Here is a 16495-nt window from a genome sequence, read left to right on the forward strand (position 1 = left end):
CCCGGGCACATACTCCTAGCGTCGTGCGGAGTTACTGACAGATGCGGTAATGTATATGACAAAATCTGTCATCGACAGGTAGGCTCGCGGTCGGACCCGCACCGACGTTTAGGAGCCTCCCGTTGAAGATCTCGAAAATCCTGGTTAAGGCCGCGGCCAGCACGGCATTGCTGGCCCCCGTTCTGTGCGGTCCGGCCCAGGCGGCTGGAGTGCCGGAAGCGCCGGCCCCAATCGATGACCGCACCTTCAGTAAGGACATCGCCGGTGGCGCCACCACCACCGTTTCAGCCGCCCCTTACGTGGCGCAAGTTTCCTTCGACGCCGCCGGCACCAATGTGGGGTGCACCGGCAGCCAGATCGCGGCCACCTGGGTCATCACAGCGAAGCACTGCAACTCCACGAGCCTGAAGTCGGTCCGGCTCGGCACAAGCTATCTCGGATCCGGTGGTGCCATCCGTTCCGTTGCTGCCCGCTATCCGGCCCCGGCCGGGGACGTCCTGCTGCTGAAGCTGTCCACGCCGTACTACGGGGCCTTCGTAGGCTTGTCCAACGCCTTTCCTGCCACCGGAACGCGCGCAAAGGTATACGGCTGGGGCGATCAGTCCGAGGGATCCGGCGCCATGTCCTACTACCTCAAGGCGGCGGACGTCTCAGTGGTGTGGCAGGGGCTCGACAACTATGGCGGTCCGTCTGTCCGGACCCGGTCGGAGAGCGGCCACACGCTCAGCGGCGACTCGGGCGGCCCGCTGATCGTTAACGGCAAGCTGGCGGGCGTCCTGTCCGCATCGGACATCCTGCCGGCCCGGAACCCCGCCAATTTCACCGGCTACTACAACGACCACGCCTCTGTGGTGCGGAACCTCGCCTGGATCACCAGCGTCTCAGGAGTCCGGGGCTCCTAGGAGCAGGCGTGCCCGGCCGGCAGCCAGGGGCCGGCCGGCAGCCGGGGCCCGCCCGGCAGGCGGCCCGCCAGGCGCGCCTGGGCGTGTTACATCCCGGGCAGGTCGAGCGTCTCGTAGACCTGGATGCTCGCGCCGGGCATCATGAGGTGCGGGTGCCCCTCGACCAGGGCCAAAGCGCCGTCCATGTCCTCGGCCTGCAGGATGCCGTATCCGCCCACGTTCGTATTCGTGTCCGAGGTGCCTGCCTGGCTGACCTCCTTGCCGGCGCCCAGCGGCAGGCCCATGTCAACAATCCCGCTGCCTGCCCGGGTGGCCCACTCCATCCACGCCTTCATGCCCTCCTGCGCGGCCTCCGGGGTGCTTTCCGCCATCTGGGATTGTGCCGACTGCGGAGCGTTGTAAAGCACTACGAACTTCTTCATTGCCGGTCCTGTCTCTGAGGTAGTGGTCGCTGGGATCGTGGCCTGGCAGCTCTGGGCTGAGGGTCCCCAAGCTGATGCTCCTGGACCAGCCGCACCGGGGCTTCCCCCGGCAGCCACAGGTCGATCCTAGGGGGATTCGGGCGACGGCGATACAGTTCAAGGGCCACCGTTCTCGGAAATTTGCATGCCCACACCAATGGCATTTCGCTGTGGGAAAACTTGGCCGTGAAGAGCGGAAAAGCAAACTTGAGCGTAGTAGACTCAACTTAGCTAAACCGCCCTCGAAAGGAGCTCTCTTTGGACGTCAAATTCACCACCAAGAGCCAGGAGGCTCTTTCGGCTGCCGCCATGAACGCCTCCACGGCAGGGAACCCGCAGGTGGAACCGGCCCACCTGCTCAAGGCGCTGATGGATCAGCGGGAGGGTGTCGCCGTCGCCCTTCTGCGCGCCACCGGGGCGGATCCGGACGCCGTCAGTGTGCAGGCCAGCACCGCCATCAAGGCCCTTCCCGCCAGCTCCGGAAGCTCGGTCCAGCAGGCCCAGCTGTCCCGGCCGTCCCTGCAGGCGATCCAGAACGCCCAAAACGAGGCTGACAAGCTGGGTGATTCCTTTGTCTCCACCGAGCACCTGCTGCTAGGTCTCTCGGCCGGCAGCGACGGCGTGGGCAGGCTGCTGCGCGACGCCGGCGTGTCCCACGAGGCCCTGGCTGCGGCGCTTCCGGGCGTACGCGGCGACCGCAAGGTCAACTCGCCCGACCCCGAGAACACCTTCCAGGCCTTGGAAAAGTTCGGCACCGACCTCACCGCCGTGGCCCGTTCCGGGAAGCTTGATCCGGTGATCGGCCGTGACAGTGAAATCCGGCGCGTGGTACAGGTGCTCAGCCGCCGCACCAAGAACAATCCGGTCCTGATCGGCGAACCCGGCGTGGGCAAGACCGCCGTCGTGGAGGGCCTGGCCCAGCGGATGGTGGCCGGCGACGTGCCGGAAAGCCTGCGCGGCAAGACCCTGATCGCCCTGGACCTGGCCTCCATGGTGGCAGGCGCCAAGTACCGCGGCGAGTTTGAAGAGCGGCTCAAGGCCGTCCTCGAGGAGATCAAGAACTCCGATGGCCGCATTGTCACGTTCATCGACGAGCTGCACACCGTGGTGGGGGCCGGGGCCAGCGGTGAAAGCGCCATGGACGCCGGCAACATGCTCAAGCCGATGCTGGCCCGGGGCGAGCTGCGGCTGATCGGCGCCACCACCCTCGACGAATACCGCGAGAACATCGAGAAGGATCCCGCCCTGGAGCGCCGCTTCCAGCAGGTGTTTGTCGGGGAGCCCAGCGTGGACGACACCATCGGCATCCTCCGCGGCCTCAAGGAACGGTACGAGGCCCACCACAAGGTTGCCATCGCCGACTCCGCGCTGGTGGCCGCCGCAACGCTGTCCAACCGCTACATCTCCGGCCGCCAGCTGCCGGACAAGGCCATCGACCTCGTGGACGAGGCCGCCTCCCGCCTGCGCATGGAGATCGACTCCGCTCCGGAGGAGATTGACCAGCTCCGCCGTGCGGTGGACCGGCTCACCATGGAGGAGCTTGCCCTGCAGGGCGAGACGGACGCCGCCTCCGTGGAGCGCCTTGCTGCCCTCCGCGCGGACATGGCGGACAAGAAGGAGCAGCTGGCCGGACTGAATGCCCGGTGGGAGGCGGAGAAGGCCGGCCTGAACCGGGTGGGCGACCTGAAGGCGAAGCTGGACGAGCTGCGGTCCACCGCGGACAAGGCGCAGCGCGAGGGCGACCTGGAAACGGCGTCCCGCATCCTCTACGGCGAAATCCCAGCGCTGGAGCGCGAACTGAACGATGCCGCGGAGGCCGAGGCCGCCGTCGCCGACAAGGCCGCCCTGATGGTGGCCGAGGAGGTCACTGCCAACGACATCGCCGAGGTCATCGCGGCCTGGACGGGCATTCCGGCCGGCCGCATGCTCCAGGGGGAAAGCCAGAAACTGCTGCACATGGAGGAGGAACTCGGCCGGCGTCTGATCGGCCAGTCCAAGGCCGTCACCGCAGTGTCCGACGCGGTCCGCCGTGCCCGGGCTGGCATCAGCGACCCCAACCGGCCTACCGGCTCCTTCCTGTTCCTCGGCCCCACAGGCGTCGGCAAAACCGAGCTCGCCAAGGCGCTCGCGGACTTCCTGTTCGACGACGAACGCGCCATGGTCCGGATCGACATGTCCGAATACAGCGAGAAGCACTCCGTTGCCCGCCTCGTCGGTGCGCCTCCGGGCTACGTCGGCTACGAGGAGGGCGGCCAGCTCACCGAGGCGGTCCGCCGCCGGCCCTACTCCGTGGTGCTGCTGGACGAGGTGGAGAAGGCCCACCCCGAGGTGTTCGACATCCTGCTGCAGGTGCTCGACGACGGCCGCCTCACCGACGGCCAGGGCCGCACCGTGGACTTCCGCAACGTGATCCTGGTGCTTACCTCCAACCTGGGCAGCCAGTTCCTCGTGGACCCCACTTTGGATGCGCAGGCCAAGCGCAACGCAGTGATGGCCACGGTGAACGCCAGCTTCAAGCCGGAGTTCCTCAACCGGCTGGACGAGGTGGTGCTGTTCGATCCGCTGTCCGTCGAGGAGCTGGCCCGGATCGTCGAGCTGCAGGTGGCCGAGCTGGCCAAGCGCCTGCACGAACGGCGGCTCTCGCTCGAGGTCACCGAAGGTGCACGCGCCTGGCTGGCGATGTCCGGCTTTGACTCCGCGTACGGCGCCCGGCCGCTGCGCCGCCTCGTCCAGCGTGAAATCGGCGACAGGCTGGCCAAGGCCATCCTCGCCGGCGAAATCTCCGACGGCGACACCGTCCTGGTGGACACGGCCGCTGACCTCGGCGAACTCACCGTCGAAGGCCTGGAGGCGCTGTCAGGGTCCGACGGCGGTGCGCCGCTGGGCAGCGGGCTCACCGTCCGCCGCCGGGACTAGCAGGCGGGATTAGCCGCGCGAGGACATCATCAGGGCAGCAGGCTTGCCTTGATGATGTTCCCGGATGCGGTGACGTAGCAGTCCACGCGGCGGTCACCCTTGGCCCAGCTGGACGTGCTCGGATAGGCGAGGCGGTAGTTCAGGTTGTAGGCATTGGACTTCTCCGTCAGGGCCGCCGTCTGGCACGTCTCCCTGGCCTTGGTCTTCATGGCCTCACGGCCCGGGTATGCGTCACCGTCCGCGTACTGCGTGACCGCCACCAGTTGGGCCGAGTGGTCGGTGGTGCAGGCAACCACCGTGGATTTTGCCGCCTCGGGGTCGAAGTCCTTGAAGCAGTCGCCCACCCGGAAATCCAGCGGACTGACGCTGGCCAGGGGCAGGCTGGGCCTTGGTGAGGCGGCCGGTGCCGGCGGCGCGGCGGCGGTGGGATCCGCCGCCGCGGCAGGCCGGTTGGCGGACTGCATCGTGGCGGTGGCCAGGAGCGAGGTCAGAAGCCATACGAGCAGGCCGCCCACCACGAGCAGCGCGAGGACAAAGCCGATCTTCGGCAGCGTTTGCCGCATTCCAGGCTGCCTGAGCCGGGACTGGATTGAGCCGGCGAGGCTTGTGAGCCTTGGTGCCGTGGGTACTGATGTGGGTTCTGCTGCGGGATTGGCAGGTTCGGGCCGGGCAGGTTGCCCGGACTGTGCAGGTTCGGGCCGGGCAGGTTGCCCGGACTGCGCAGGTTGCTGGGAGTGCACGGCGACGGCATGGGCCGGCCCGCGTTCCCCGTCGTGGTTGGGATCGTTGTCATTCATATGGGGCGGCACCCCTTCCTGGCGTTCGCTTGGCGGTGAGCATCCGGCGCTCTGCGTTTCCGCGGTGCGGCCCCGGCGGCCAACAGCCGGATCTCCATGCCCGCTTAATTCAGTCGTTCAGGAGACTCTATCGAACAAAAAATCCCTGCACGCCTCGAATTGCCGCGGAGATGCGGGCCACGGCGGCCACCCAAGGTCCCCGTGGCAAGCAGATGCCGCCGAAAGCATGTAATCTAGGGGTACGACAAATTGACCAATCATTCCGGGGCCTCACCATCGCCAAAGGTGACCACCTCCGGTCCAAGTACAAAAGGGGGTCACGCCATGGGGCGCGGCCGTCAAAAGGCAAAAGCTACTAAGCAGGCTCGGGACATCAAGTACTACTCCCCGAACACCGATTATTCGGCCCTACAGCGCGAGCTCACGGGTCCGGGCAGTCGTGCCACGAGCCATTTCGCGAATGAACCGGCCGAGCCGGACTATTCAGCTTACGTGGATAAGTACGCGGACGATTTGGATGAAGACGACGACGAGGTAGACAGCCGTCGCATCGGTTAGTTGCTGCCGCTGACCTGCCGCAAGGCAGTACGCTGCACGCCGCCGTCGTGCACCTCCCGGGCAATTCCCGCATTCGGGCTGCCCGCTTCCCTCCCTGACCCGGATATCTGGCCTTAGCCAGAAACCTGGGGCAGTGGGATCCGTCCGGTGTCACCACAGCTACTAAGGCCCGCCGGGCTCGCCAGTCTTTGGCGGCCCCGGCGGGCCTTTGGCATCGGCCGTGAATCCCGTCGAAACCGCGCCCCTGAGGAATTAGGCTGGGAGGAATTCAGCCAACGAAAGGGGCACGGACACATGGTGCAGCGCAACGGGTACGGCCTCGGAGAGCTCTGCTGGGCGGACGTCCAGACACCCGACGTGGCGGCTGCGAAGGCCTTCTACGCCGCCGTCTTCGGATGGCGCTACGAGGACTTTCCCACCCCCGGTGGACGCAGCTACGCCAAGGCGTTCCTCGATGACGACCTCGTGGCTAGTGTGGCGCCCCAGCCGCACCAGGGCGGCGCAGCGCTGCCTGCGCACTGGAACGTCTACTTCGCCGCAGTCGATGCCCGGGCCGCCGCAGAGGAAGCCCAGCATGCCGGCGGCACTGTCCAGTTTGGGCCGGAGGATATCGGGGACACCGGAACCATGGTGTTCGTGGAACCGCCGGGCGGTGGTGCCACGGGCATCTGGCAGGCCGGAACACACCCGGGCAGCGGCCGGCACAATGAGCCCGGCGCGTTCGCTTGGGCCGAACTGCTCACGCCCGAGCCGCAGGCCGCCGTCGGATTTTTCCAGCAGCTGTTCGGGCATGAGGTGACCGAGTACCCGCAGGACGACGGCGGCACCTACACCACGCTGATGGTGAACGGCACCGAGGTGGCCGGCATCGCCCCTGTCCCGGAAGAGGATGAAGACGACGCAGGTGGCGAGTCCGGCAGTCGCGGGTGGCAGGTGTACTTCGGCGTCTCCAGCGTCAAGGAAGCCGTGCTGGCCGCCGTGGCGGCCGGAGCCGAGGTGCTGGTGGAGCCGGAATTCTCCGAGGACGGCGGCACCATCGCCACCCTGAAGGACCCGCAGGGCGGCGTGTTCAGCGTCCTGGAGGTTTAAAAACCATCGAGTGCTCCGTAGATGCCCTTATGAACCTTCATAAGGGCAGTTACGGAGCACTCGATGTGCTTACGCTACGCGTAGGCGTTGACCAGCTGGACTGCGCCGCCGTCCACGCCCTTGGCGCCCTGCACGTAGTCCGGTCCGGTCTTCACCACGGCGTCGGAATCGGCGCTGACGGAGCCCATGATCCAGGACGGCAGGCCGCGCTCGTTCAGGCGGGCCACGGCGGCGTCTGCGGCCTCGGGGGAGACCACGGCCACCATGCCGACGCCGAGGTTCAGCGTGCGCTCCAGATCGGCCAGCGGCACGCGGCCCAGTTCGGAGACGAGCTTGAAGATGGCGGGCAGCTCCCAGGTGGAGCGGTCAACGGTGGCCACGAGGCCCTGCGGCAGGACTCGGGCCAGGTTGGCGGCGAGCCCGCCGCCGGTGACGTGGCTGAAGCCGTGCACGGCCTTTTCGGCGGTGACGGGGAAGGCCCGCGCCAGGTCCAGGCAGTCGGCGGCGTAGACACGGGTGGGTTCCAGCAGTTCCTCGCCCAGCGTGCGGCCGAGTTCGGAAACCTGGCGGTCCAGGGCCCAGCCGGCGTGGTTGATGACGCGGCGGACCAGCGAGTAGCCGTTGGAGTGAAGTCCGGAGGAGGCCATGCCGATCACCACGTCGCCGGCACGGACGCGGTCCGGGCCGAGCAGTGCGTCGGCTTCCACAACGCCGGTGGCGGCTCCGGCGACGTCGTATTCGTGTTCGCCCAGCAGGCCGGGGTGCTCGGCGGTTTCGCCGCCCACCAGCGCGGTGCCGGCCACGGAGCAGGCGGCCGCGATGCCGCGGACGATGTCCGCGATGCGCTCCGGAACCACCTTGCCGCAGGCGATGTAGTCGGTCATGTACAGCGGCTCGGCGCCCACCACCACGATGTCGTCAACCACCATGCCCACGAGGTCGTAGCCGATGGTGTCGTGGATGTCCATGGCCTGGGCAATGGCCACCTTGGTGCCCACGCCGTCCGTGGACGTGGCCAGCAGGGGCTTCTTGTAGGTCAGGAGCTTCGAGACGTCGTACAGGCCTGCGAAACCCCCGACGCCGCCAATCACCGACGCGTTGTGGGTCGCCTTGACGGCGTCCTTCATGAGCTCGACGGCGCGGTCGCCTGCCTCAACGTCCACACCGGCGGCCGCGTAGGTGATGCCGGTGTTGTTCTGGGCAGCATTCATGTCAGCAGTGGAGGAAGCGGAAGTCATAGGGACTCTTTCTTGTCAGCGCCAACGGTCGCAGCGTCGGGGTGGAGATCGGGCACGCGGTCGGCGTCGGTGAGCAGGTTCTCGAGCTCGGAATCCGGTCCCGGATCACAGCCAGTGGCCCCCGGCTTTTCGGCGGGGTCCTCGGTGACCGGGATGTTCTCCGGGTTGCCGGGGGTGGCGGCGGCCGGTTCGATGGCGGCTTCCGCCGCGGCCTCGGCCGGGGCACCGGCGGTTGCTGCTGTTGAACCGGCAGCCGCACTGGTGGTGCTGGCGGAGGTGGCAGGCAGGCCGCCCAGGTCCGTGCGCTCCAGCAGGTTCTTGCCGAGCTTGTCGGCGCCGGGCAGTTCGATGGGGTACTTGCCCGTGAAGCAGGCGGTGCAGAGCCGCTCGCGCGGCTGCTGGGTGGCGCCGATCATGCCGTCTTCGGAGATGTAGGCCAGGGAATCGGCGCCGATGGCCTGGGAGATCTCCTCGATGGTGGCGCCATTGGCGATGAGCTCCGCCCGGGAGGCGAAATCAATGCCGTAGAAGCAGGGCCACTGGACCGGCGGGGAGGAAATCTTGACGTGGACGGCGGCGGCGCCGGCTTCCCGCAGCATCCGGACGATGGCGCGCTGGGTGTTGCCGCGGACGATCGAGTCATCCACCACCACCACGCGCTTGCCGCGGATTACTGATTCCAGGGCGTTGAGCTTCAGCCTGATGCCCAGCTGGCGCAGCGTCTGCGAAGGCTGGATGAAGGTGCGGCCCACATAGGAGTTCTTGACGAAGCCGTGCGCGAACGGGATGCCGGATTCCTCGGCGTAGCCCACGGCCGCGGGGGTGCCGGATTCGGGGACCGGGATGACGATGTCGGCCTCGTGCGTGTTCTCACGCGCCAGCTGGCGGCCCATCTCCACACGGGATTCGTAGACGGAGCGTCCGCCAATGGCGGCGTCGGGGCGGGCGAGGTAGACGTATTCGAAAACGCAACCGGCCGGCGTCGGATCCGCGAAGCGGCGGGACCGCACGCCCTGTTCGTCGATGGCGATGAACTCGCCGGGCTCGATCTCCCGGATGAAGCTGGCGCCGACGGTGGCGAGGGCGGACTGTTCGGACGCCACCACCCAGCCGCGCTCCAGCCGGCCCAGGCAGAGCGGGCGGATGCCGAAGGTGTCGCGGGCCGCGTACAGCGTGCCTTCATCCATGAAGACGAAGCAGAAGCCGCCGCGGATCTTGGGCAGCAGTTCGAGGGCGGTCTCCTCGAGGGTCTTGCCCTCTTCGCCTTCCAGCAGCGCCGTCACGAGCGCGGTGTCGGAGGTGTTGCCCTGCTTCATTTCGCCGCTGAGCTGGCCGCCGTTGCGCTCGTGGATCATGGCGTTGAGTTCGGCGGTGTTGGTGAGGTTGCCGTTGTGCGCCAAGGCCACCGTGCCCGTGGCGGTCGCGCCGAGCGTGGGCTGCGCGTTGGCCCAGTGGCTCGCGCCGGTGGTGGAGTAGCGGCAATGGCCGACGGCCAGGTGCCCGGTCAGGGTGTTGAGCGTGGTCTCGTCGAAGACCTGGGATACGAGGCCCATGTCCTTGTAGACGTTGATCCGCTTGCCGTCGCTGGTGGCTATACCAGCCGACTCCTGACCGCGGTGCTGTAGTGCATACAGCCCGTAGTAGGTAAGTTTTGCTACTTCTTCACCTGGTGCCCAGACCCCGAAGACACCGCAAGCGTCCTGTGGGCCCTTTTCGCCAGGGAGAAGATCATGAGAAAGTTTTCCATCGCCGCGTGCCACTGGTCGATTATCTCACGTCATGAGGTATGGAATTTCCGGTGGCCGGATTATGACCGAGGTCCCGCGATACCGCCGTCGTCGTCTCCGGCGTCCCCGGCAGCGTCCGGAACGGCTTCAACGACGCCGCGGCGGGAGCGGCGGACGCTGGCCCGGTCCAGCACCAGGGCAGTAACTGCGCCGAGAATCACACCGGCCGCCGCGCACGGCACCATGAAGAAGCCGTACACGGTGCCGCGGTCGTAACTGACATCGCCGGGCAGGGCGAAGGCGATGACCGCCGCCGCGGCGAAGCCCAGCAGCCCGCCCACGATCAGGAAGGGAACATACTTGGGGGCACGCCGGACGGTGATTTCGCGCCGTTCAGGAAGTTCGTGCCGTTCAGGGGTGGGCTGGTCGGAAGACATGCCATCTAGCCTACTGTCATCCCGGCCGCCGGGCCCGCCCCGGTTTCAGGCCTGCACCAGCCGCTGCCGCTGCTCGCCCAGGAGGTCCCCGCCGGACAGCCGCATGACGTCCCCGGCTTCCAGATACGGGAAGCGCCCGGACAGGGCTACGCCCTCCGGGGTTCCGGTGGTGATCAGGTCGCCGGGTTCGAGCACCATGTACTGCGAGAGCCGGCGGACCAGTTCCGCGGGGCCGAAGACCATGTCCGCCGTCGAGCTGTCCTGCCGGACCTCGTCGTTGACCCAGGACGCAAGCCGGATGTCGTCCGCCTCGACGGCCGCCGCCGGTACCAGCCACGGACCCACCGGGTTGAAGGTGGGGCAGGACTTGCCGAGCGACCATTGCGGGCCGGAGTGCTCCAGCTGGTACTCGCGCTCGGAGACATCGTTGGACAGAACGTAGCCGGCAATGCACCCGGCTGCCTCGGCATCGGATGACAGGTAGCTGGCCCGCCGGCCGATCACCACGCCCAGCTCCACCTCCCAGTCCACGCGCTGCGCCCCGGGCGGGATGACGACGTCGTCGTCCGGGCCCACCACGGTGTTGGGGTGTTTGAAGAAGATAATGGGTCGCTCCGGCACGGGAAGGCCGGATTCGGCGGCGTGCGCGGCGTAGTTCAGCCCCACGCCGATCACGGCGCCGGGCCTGGCGATCGGCGCTCCGATCCGCTTGCCGTCGACCGTTACCCGGGGCAGGCCCGTCAGGTCCAGGTCGGGCAGTTGGCCGGCCCAGGTCTCCAGGAAGTTCCCGTCAATGTCCTGGGTGACCGGCCGCAGGTCGTAAGCCTGGCCGTCGTCGTCGATGACCACCGGAACTTCATTGCCCGCCGGGCCAATGCGCATCAGCCGCATGCTGTCTCCTTTCAGCTGCCGCGGTAGGTGGAGTAGGCGAACGGGCTCAGCAGCAGCGGCACGTGGTAGTGCTCGGTGCCGGTGACCTCGAAGACCAGGTCCACCTCCGGGAAGAACGTTGTGCCGCCCTGCTGGGCGTAGTAATCGCCCGTGGCGAAGTTGAGCCGGTAGTTTCCGGGGGCCAGGACCTCCGGACCCAGGTCCTTCGCGCGGCCGTCTGCATCGGTGATGCCGCTTGCCAGCTCTGTCCACTTGCCGCCGTCGTTCGTGTAAAGCACGACGGCGACACCCGCCGCCGGGCGTCCGGCGCCAGTATCCAGGACGTGGGTTGTCACGTGGGAAACGCTCATTCGCTGATCACTCCTTCCAGACGCAGCAGGGCGATTTCCCGCAGCTGCTGTGCAACGATGGCGTCTTCCTGCGCCGGGGTGTTGGCCAGGCGCTCGTTGAGCGCTGCCAGGATTTCGGGGGCGGTGCGGCCTGCGGCGCGGATCAGGAAGACCCGGCCGAACTTTTCCTCGTACGCGCGGTTGCCGCGTGCGAGGGCGTCGGCCACCTCGGTGTCAGCGGGGTCCACGCCGGCCTGTTCGGACCTGGACATGGCCGCCTCGGTGGTCTGGGCCTTGGGGCGTTCGCCGATCCGGGGATGGTGTGCCATGGCGCCCTCCACCTCTTCGGGGGTGAACGGTGCGGCGGCGGCGCGGGCTCCGTCAAGGAGCTCCTGGCGCGAGGCGAACGGGCGCGCTGCGGCGACCTGGTCCACCCAGCGCGGGACGTCGATGCAGGGGCGCAGGACCGCGCTGGCGGCATCCCTGTCCGCGGCATTGAATTCGGCAAGCTTCACGTTGTGATCCTCAAGCAGATGCTGGCATCCATGGTGACGGCTATGCGGAGGTCCGGGTCCTCTCCCGGTGCTCACGGTCCCTTTCATCGCAGACCATGAGTTCCGCATCATGGAACTGTTATTTCAGCATACGTAATAGTGAAGCCGAGCATGCGCGCCGGTGTCAAGAGACTACAGCAGGGGCCGAGCATGGCGGATAGCGCAATGCAACCGTGTATATAGATGCTTCCTCACCTTTCGCCGGGTCTTTCCCCGACCCTCTATCACTTGCTGCCGAATACTTCCGCACGCTCTCTCAGTTGTCGTGTCCTTTTGACCGACGCTCTTTCACCCGGTGAGAGAGGGTCTGCGTTTTTCCTGCGCGTAGTGAGAGAGCGTCGCTGGCTTAGGGGGCAGGCTCTGGGGCGGTGCGGGATGGGGGAGGGGGCCCTCGATGGCCCAAGAATTGCCAAAGCTGTGAGAACTAGCCTGTCCACGCCGTGGCTATCCACCGCGGCACCGTACTGGCCGGAAGATAATCGGATATGCAGATCCTGGTGGTTGAAGACGACGAATCGGTGGCGGCCGGAGTGCTGGAGGGCCTGACGAGGGCCGGGTTCCAGGCGCGGCACGTCGCCGACGGTGCTGGGGCGCTCAACGAGGTCCGCTCCGCCAGTCCCGATTTCGTGCTGCTGGACCTCGGCCTGCCGGACATGGATGGCACGGACGTCTGCCGGTCCATCCGCTCGCTGACCAGGACGCCAATCATCGTCGTCAGTGCCCGCGACGAGGAAATCGACCGGGTGCTGGCCCTGGAGCTGGGGGCGGACGACTACCTGGTGAAGCCGTTCGGAATGCGCGAGCTCATCGCACGGATCCGGGCCGTGGCCCGCCGCACGGCCGATCCGCAAAGCGATGCCACTCCGCCCGCCGACGGCACCCGCACCATCGGCAGCCTGAGTATCAACCAGCGCTCGCGCAGGGTCCTGGTGGCCGGCAACGAAATCCACCTCACCGCCAAGGAGTTCGAGCTCCTGTACTACCTCGCGGAGGACCCGGGCGCAGTCTGCCAGCGCACCGACATCCTGCGCGCGGTGTGGGACGGCACCTGGTACGGAACCACCAAGACCCTGGATGCGCATGTGGCCGCGATCCGGAAAAAGCTCGGCGACCCCCGCTGGATCGAGGCGGTGCGCGGCGTAGGGTTCAGGCTGGACGTGCCCGGATGAGGTGGCGGCTGATTTCCGCGTTCATGGCCATCACGCTGCTGGTGGTGCTGGTGCAGGACATTCCGCTGGGCAGCTATCTGGTCCGGGTGGAACGCGACCGGCTGGCCACCTCCCTGGAACGCGACGCCTTCCTGCTCAGCGGGCGGGCACAGCAGCTGCTCGAAACGGGCGGCACTGCCGCCGGGACGGTGGCCGTCGCCGTCCGTGATTACGGCCGCGCCAGCGGCGCCCGCGTCGTCGTCGTGGACCGCTCAGGTACCGCAGTGGCAACGTCCGACGACGACCAGTCATCCACTGGTTCCTCTTACCTTTCGCGCCCCGAAATTTCCGCCGCGCTCGCCGGCCGGATCACCTCCGGACAGCGGCATTCGGACACGCTGGGGTTCGACCTGGTGTACGTCACGGTTCCCGTCCTCAGCGGAGAGAACATCACCGGCGCCGTCCGACTGACCTACCCGGCGTCCGTGGTGGAGGACCGCGTGACCGGGCAGCTGAGGGTGATGTGGGCCGTTGCGGGCACCACCGTGCTGCTTGCCGGACTGCTGGCCTACCTGATGGCCGGTGCCGTGACCAGGCGCATCAAGCGGTTGCAGAAGGCCACGGAACTGCTGGCGGAAGGCAACCTCGCCACCCGCACCGAGGAGGAGCAGGGGCCGCCCGAGCTGCGCACCCTGGCCCGGTCCTTCAACCAGATGGCGGACCGGCTGGAGCACGTGCTGCAGCAGCAGCGGGGCTTTGCCAGCGACGCCTCCCACCAGCTGCGCACCCCGCTGACAGGACTCCGGCTGCGGCTGGAGAACGCCGTGGACGCGGTCGGCAACGATCCCGACGGCGCACGCGTCATGGTGGCCGACTCGCTGGAGGAGACGTACCGGCTGCAGCGCATCATTGACGGCCTGCTCCTCCTCAGCCGGGCGGATGGGCGCAATGTGGAGCGTGAGGAAGTGGATCTCAGCGAGATCGCCCGGACCCGCGTGGAGCAGTGGGAGGCGCTGGCCGAGGAAAGCGGAGTGCGGACGGTACTGGACGCGGTTCCGGGGGCGAGGGTCATGGCGATGCCGGGAGCTGCGGAGCAGATCATCGACAACCTCATTGACAACGCGCTGGCCGTGGCACCGCCGGACTCGGAGATCCGCCTGCTGATCCGGCCGGACGGCACCTCCACAGGGTATGCGCTTCACGTGCTCGACGACGGTCCAGGGCTTTCCGAGGAGGACCGGCAAAAGGCTTTCAACCGGTTTTGGCGCGGCCAGTCGACGTCGGAGGGCAGCGGACTGGGCCTGGCCATCGTCCAGCAGCTTGCCGGGGCAAGCGGCGCGACCGCATCCCTGGAGGCCCGGCCCGGTGCCAGGGGACTGGATGCACGCGTCCTGTTCAAAGCTGCTTCGCGTCCATGACGCGACTTGCGCGCTTCATGGACTTACGGATATGTGTGAGGCCTGTCATACTGGTTGAAGACGCGTTATGTGCGCCGTGTTGTGTAATACGCAATTAGGCACTCCATGGCGAAGAAGAAACCTGAAGATCGGCGCCGCCGCCCGCATCCACGTCGAACATACCGAACTGAGTGTCCGGTCTGCGGGACGGGGATTTCGAACCATGGCCGGTCAGTTACATTTGGCTGAGGTGCCGCAGCCAAAGAGCCCTGCGCTCAGGAAGGAACGTGAACTCGTGGTTCATAAAGTCAAGGCAGTTGTCGTCCGGGAAAAGGACGCCCCGGTATCGGTGGAGACGATCCTGGTACCGGATCCGGGCCCGGGCGAGGCCCTCGTGGACATCCTGACGTGCGGGGTGTGCCACACGGATCTGCATTACAAGCTGGGCGGCATCGGGAACGACTTCCCGTACCTGCTCGGCCACGAGGCCACCGGTGTGGTGTCCGCGGTCGGCGAGGGCGTCACCGAGGTCGCCGTCGGTGACCGGGTGATCCTGAACTGGCGCGCGGTGTGCGGGCAGTGCCGGGCGTGTGCGAAGGGCCAGCCGCAGTACTGCTTCAACACGGCCAACGCGACGCAGAAAATGACCCTGGAGGACGGCACTGAGCTGTCCCCGGCGCTGGGCATCGGAGCCTTCGCCGAGAAGACCCTGGTGGCTGCCGGGCAGTGCACCAAGGTCGACGAGGACGCCGATCCGGCCGCTGTGGGGCTGCTGGGCTGTGGTGTGATGGCCGGCATCGGTGCCGCGATCAACACCGGCGAGGTCAAGCGCGGCGAGTCGGTGGCCGTGATCGGCTGCGGCGGCGTGGGCATCGCCGCGATCGCCGGCGCGAAGCTGGCGGGTGCGACGACGATCATCGCCGTCGACATCGACGACAACAAGATTGAGATGGCCAAGTCCCTGGGTGCGACGCACGGGGTGAACTCCCGTGCCGGTGATCCGGTTGAGGCCATCCGGGCGCTCACGAACGGCAACGGCGCCGACGTCGTGATCGAGGCCGTCGGCCGTCCCGAGACGTACAAGCAGGCGTTCTACGCCCGCGACCTCGCCGGACGGGTGGTCCTGGTGGGTGTCCCAACGCCGGAGATGCAGCTGGAACTGCCGCTGCTGGATGTGTTTGGCCGGGGCGGGTCGCTGAAGTCCTCCTGGTACGGGGACTGCCTGCCCTCCCGCGACTTCCCGATGCTGGTCTCGCACTACAAGCAGGGCAACCTGGACCTGGATGCGTTCGTGTCCGAACGGATCACCATTGACCAGGTCGAGGAAGCCTTCGACAAGATGCACGAAGGCAAGGTCCTGCGCTCCGTCGTCGAAATCCAGCCCGCCGCCGAAACCCGCACCGTCACCGCAACCGAAGGAGCATCAGTATGAGTGTCACCATCGAAAACCTCGTCACCTCCGGTACGTTCTCGCTCGACGGCGGGACCTGGGATGTGGACAACAATGTCTGGATCGTCGGCAACGATGAGGAATGCGTGATCATCGATTCGCCGCATGACGCGGCCGCGATCATCAGCCAGGTCAAGGGCCGCACGGTCAAGGCCATCCTGCTGACCCACGCGCACAACGACCACATCGGCGCCGCCCGTGAGGTCTCGGAGGCCGTCGGTGCCCCGATCTACCTGAACCCGGAGGACAAGGTCCTCTGGGAGCAGGTCTACCCGGACTTTGAACCGCAGCGGCAGCACGCCGACGGCGACGAATTCCAGGTGGGCGGAGCAACGCTGAAGGCCATCCACACGCCGGGCCACTCTCCGGGGTCCACCTGCTTCTACCTGGAAAGCGAGGGGACCGTGTTCACCGGGGACACCCTGTTCAACGGCGGACCCGGCGCGACCGGCCGCTCGTACAGCGACTACCCGACCATCCTGACCTCCATCCGCGAACGCCTGCTCACGCTCCCCGCGGAAACGGTCGTCCGGACCGGGCACGGAGACAACACCACCATCGCCGCCGAACGCGAAACCCTCGCCAAGGTGGCCCAGTAAGA

16 protein-coding genes are annotated in these 16495 nt (G+C 67.2%); 8 read left to right on the forward strand and 8 right to left on the reverse strand.

Going from position 1 to position 16495, the window contains the following annotated elements; translation table 11 throughout:
* Positions 1-122: 122 nt before the first annotated feature.
* Positions 123-902, forward strand: a complete 780-nt coding sequence (locus ACFTR6_RS04650) for a S1 family peptidase (RefSeq protein WP_377957039.1) — start codon at positions 123-125, stop codon at positions 900-902.
* Between the two features lie 86 nt (positions 903-988).
* Here the strand turns inward: ACFTR6_RS04650 and ACFTR6_RS04655 are convergent, their stop codons facing one another.
* Complete coding sequence (locus tag ACFTR6_RS04655) at positions 989-1324, reverse strand: YciI family protein (protein ID WP_087874051.1); 336 nt, start codon at positions 1322-1324, stop codon at positions 989-991.
* A gap of 297 nt (positions 1325-1621) precedes the next feature.
* On the opposite strand from ACFTR6_RS04655, the gene clpB reads away from it, so the two are divergent.
* On the forward strand, positions 1622-4279 hold the full coding sequence (clpB, locus tag ACFTR6_RS04660; RefSeq protein WP_377957040.1) for an ATP-dependent chaperone ClpB: 2658 nt from the start codon (positions 1622-1624) through the stop codon (positions 4277-4279).
* 29 nt (positions 4280-4308) lie between these two features.
* Here clpB and ACFTR6_RS04665 read toward each other — a convergent pair whose 3' ends face one another.
* Positions 4309-5076: a septum formation family protein gene (locus ACFTR6_RS04665; RefSeq protein WP_377957041.1), complete on the reverse strand. Its 768-nt coding sequence runs from the start codon at positions 5074-5076 to the stop codon at positions 4309-4311.
* 324 nt (positions 5077-5400) lie between these two features.
* Between ACFTR6_RS04665 and ACFTR6_RS04670 the strand changes: the two genes are divergently transcribed.
* Both ACFTR6_RS04670 and ACFTR6_RS04675 read left to right on the forward strand, forming a co-directional pair.
* Positions 5401-5634 (forward strand): DUF3073 domain-containing protein, encoded by a 234-nt coding sequence (locus ACFTR6_RS04670; protein ID WP_076799856.1) that lies wholly within the window; start codon positions 5401-5403, stop codon positions 5632-5634.
* 294 nt (positions 5635-5928) lie between these two features.
* The gene (locus ACFTR6_RS04675) at positions 5929-6723 is read left to right on the forward strand and encodes a VOC family protein (RefSeq protein ID WP_377957042.1); all 795 of its coding nucleotides are present in this window, start codon (positions 5929-5931) and stop codon (positions 6721-6723) included.
* A 74-nt stretch (positions 6724-6797) separates the two neighbouring features.
* Here ACFTR6_RS04675 and purM read toward each other — a convergent pair whose 3' ends face one another.
* From purM to uraD, 6 genes are read right to left on the reverse strand one after another with little or no spacing between them, the layout of a single operon-like run.
* Entirely contained in the window at positions 6798-7961 is a 1164-nt protein-coding gene (gene purM / locus ACFTR6_RS04680) for a phosphoribosylformylglycinamidine cyclo-ligase (RefSeq protein ID WP_377957043.1), read from the reverse strand.
* Complete coding sequence (gene purF / locus ACFTR6_RS04685) at positions 7958-9721, reverse strand: amidophosphoribosyltransferase (RefSeq protein ID WP_076799861.1); 1764 nt, start codon at positions 9719-9721, stop codon at positions 7958-7960. Before purF ends, purM begins: the two co-directional genes overlap by 4 nt.
* A 47-nt stretch (positions 9722-9768) precedes the next feature.
* Complete coding sequence (locus ACFTR6_RS04690) at positions 9769-10125, reverse strand: hypothetical protein (RefSeq protein ID WP_377957044.1); 357 nt, start codon at positions 10123-10125, stop codon at positions 9769-9771.
* Positions 10126-10170: 45 nt separating this feature from the next.
* Positions 10171-11016, reverse strand: coding sequence for a fumarylacetoacetate hydrolase family protein (locus ACFTR6_RS04695; RefSeq protein ID WP_377957045.1), 846 nt, complete (start codon positions 11014-11016; stop codon positions 10171-10173).
* Between the two features lie 11 nt (positions 11017-11027).
* A complete protein-coding gene (uraH, locus tag ACFTR6_RS04700) occupies positions 11028-11366 on the reverse strand; it encodes a hydroxyisourate hydrolase (RefSeq protein ID WP_377957046.1) in 339 nt (112 codons plus the stop codon).
* On the reverse strand, positions 11363-11860 hold the full coding sequence (uraD, locus tag ACFTR6_RS04705; protein WP_076799867.1) for a 2-oxo-4-hydroxy-4-carboxy-5-ureidoimidazoline decarboxylase: 498 nt from the start codon (positions 11858-11860) through the stop codon (positions 11363-11365). Before uraD ends, uraH begins: the two co-directional genes overlap by 4 nt.
* Positions 11861-12384: 524 nt before the next feature.
* Between uraD and ACFTR6_RS04710 the strand changes: the two genes are divergently transcribed.
* From ACFTR6_RS04710 to ACFTR6_RS04725, 4 genes are all read left to right on the forward strand, one after another.
* Positions 12385-13068: a response regulator transcription factor gene (locus ACFTR6_RS04710; RefSeq protein WP_087874041.1), complete on the forward strand. Its 684-nt coding sequence runs from the start codon at positions 12385-12387 to the stop codon at positions 13066-13068.
* The gene (locus ACFTR6_RS04715; RefSeq protein ID WP_377957047.1) at positions 13065-14465 is read left to right on the forward strand and encodes an ATP-binding protein; all 1401 of its coding nucleotides are present in this window, start codon (positions 13065-13067) and stop codon (positions 14463-14465) included. The genes ACFTR6_RS04710 and ACFTR6_RS04715 overlap by 4 nt, the downstream gene beginning before the upstream one ends.
* 274 nt (positions 14466-14739) lie before the next feature.
* Positions 14740-15876 (forward strand): S-(hydroxymethyl)mycothiol dehydrogenase, encoded by a 1137-nt coding sequence (locus ACFTR6_RS04720; protein ID WP_076799872.1) that lies wholly within the window; start codon positions 14740-14742, stop codon positions 15874-15876.
* Complete coding sequence (locus ACFTR6_RS04725) at positions 15873-16493, forward strand: MBL fold metallo-hydrolase (protein WP_377957048.1); 621 nt, start codon at positions 15873-15875, stop codon at positions 16491-16493. Before ACFTR6_RS04720 ends, ACFTR6_RS04725 begins: the two co-directional genes overlap by 4 nt.
* Positions 16494-16495: the final 2 nt, after the last annotated feature.

Origin of the sequence: Arthrobacter sp. NPDC057009, assembly GCF_042673905.1 — a bacterium.
Classification (GTDB): domain Bacteria; phylum Actinomycetota; class Actinomycetes; order Actinomycetales; family Micrococcaceae; genus Arthrobacter.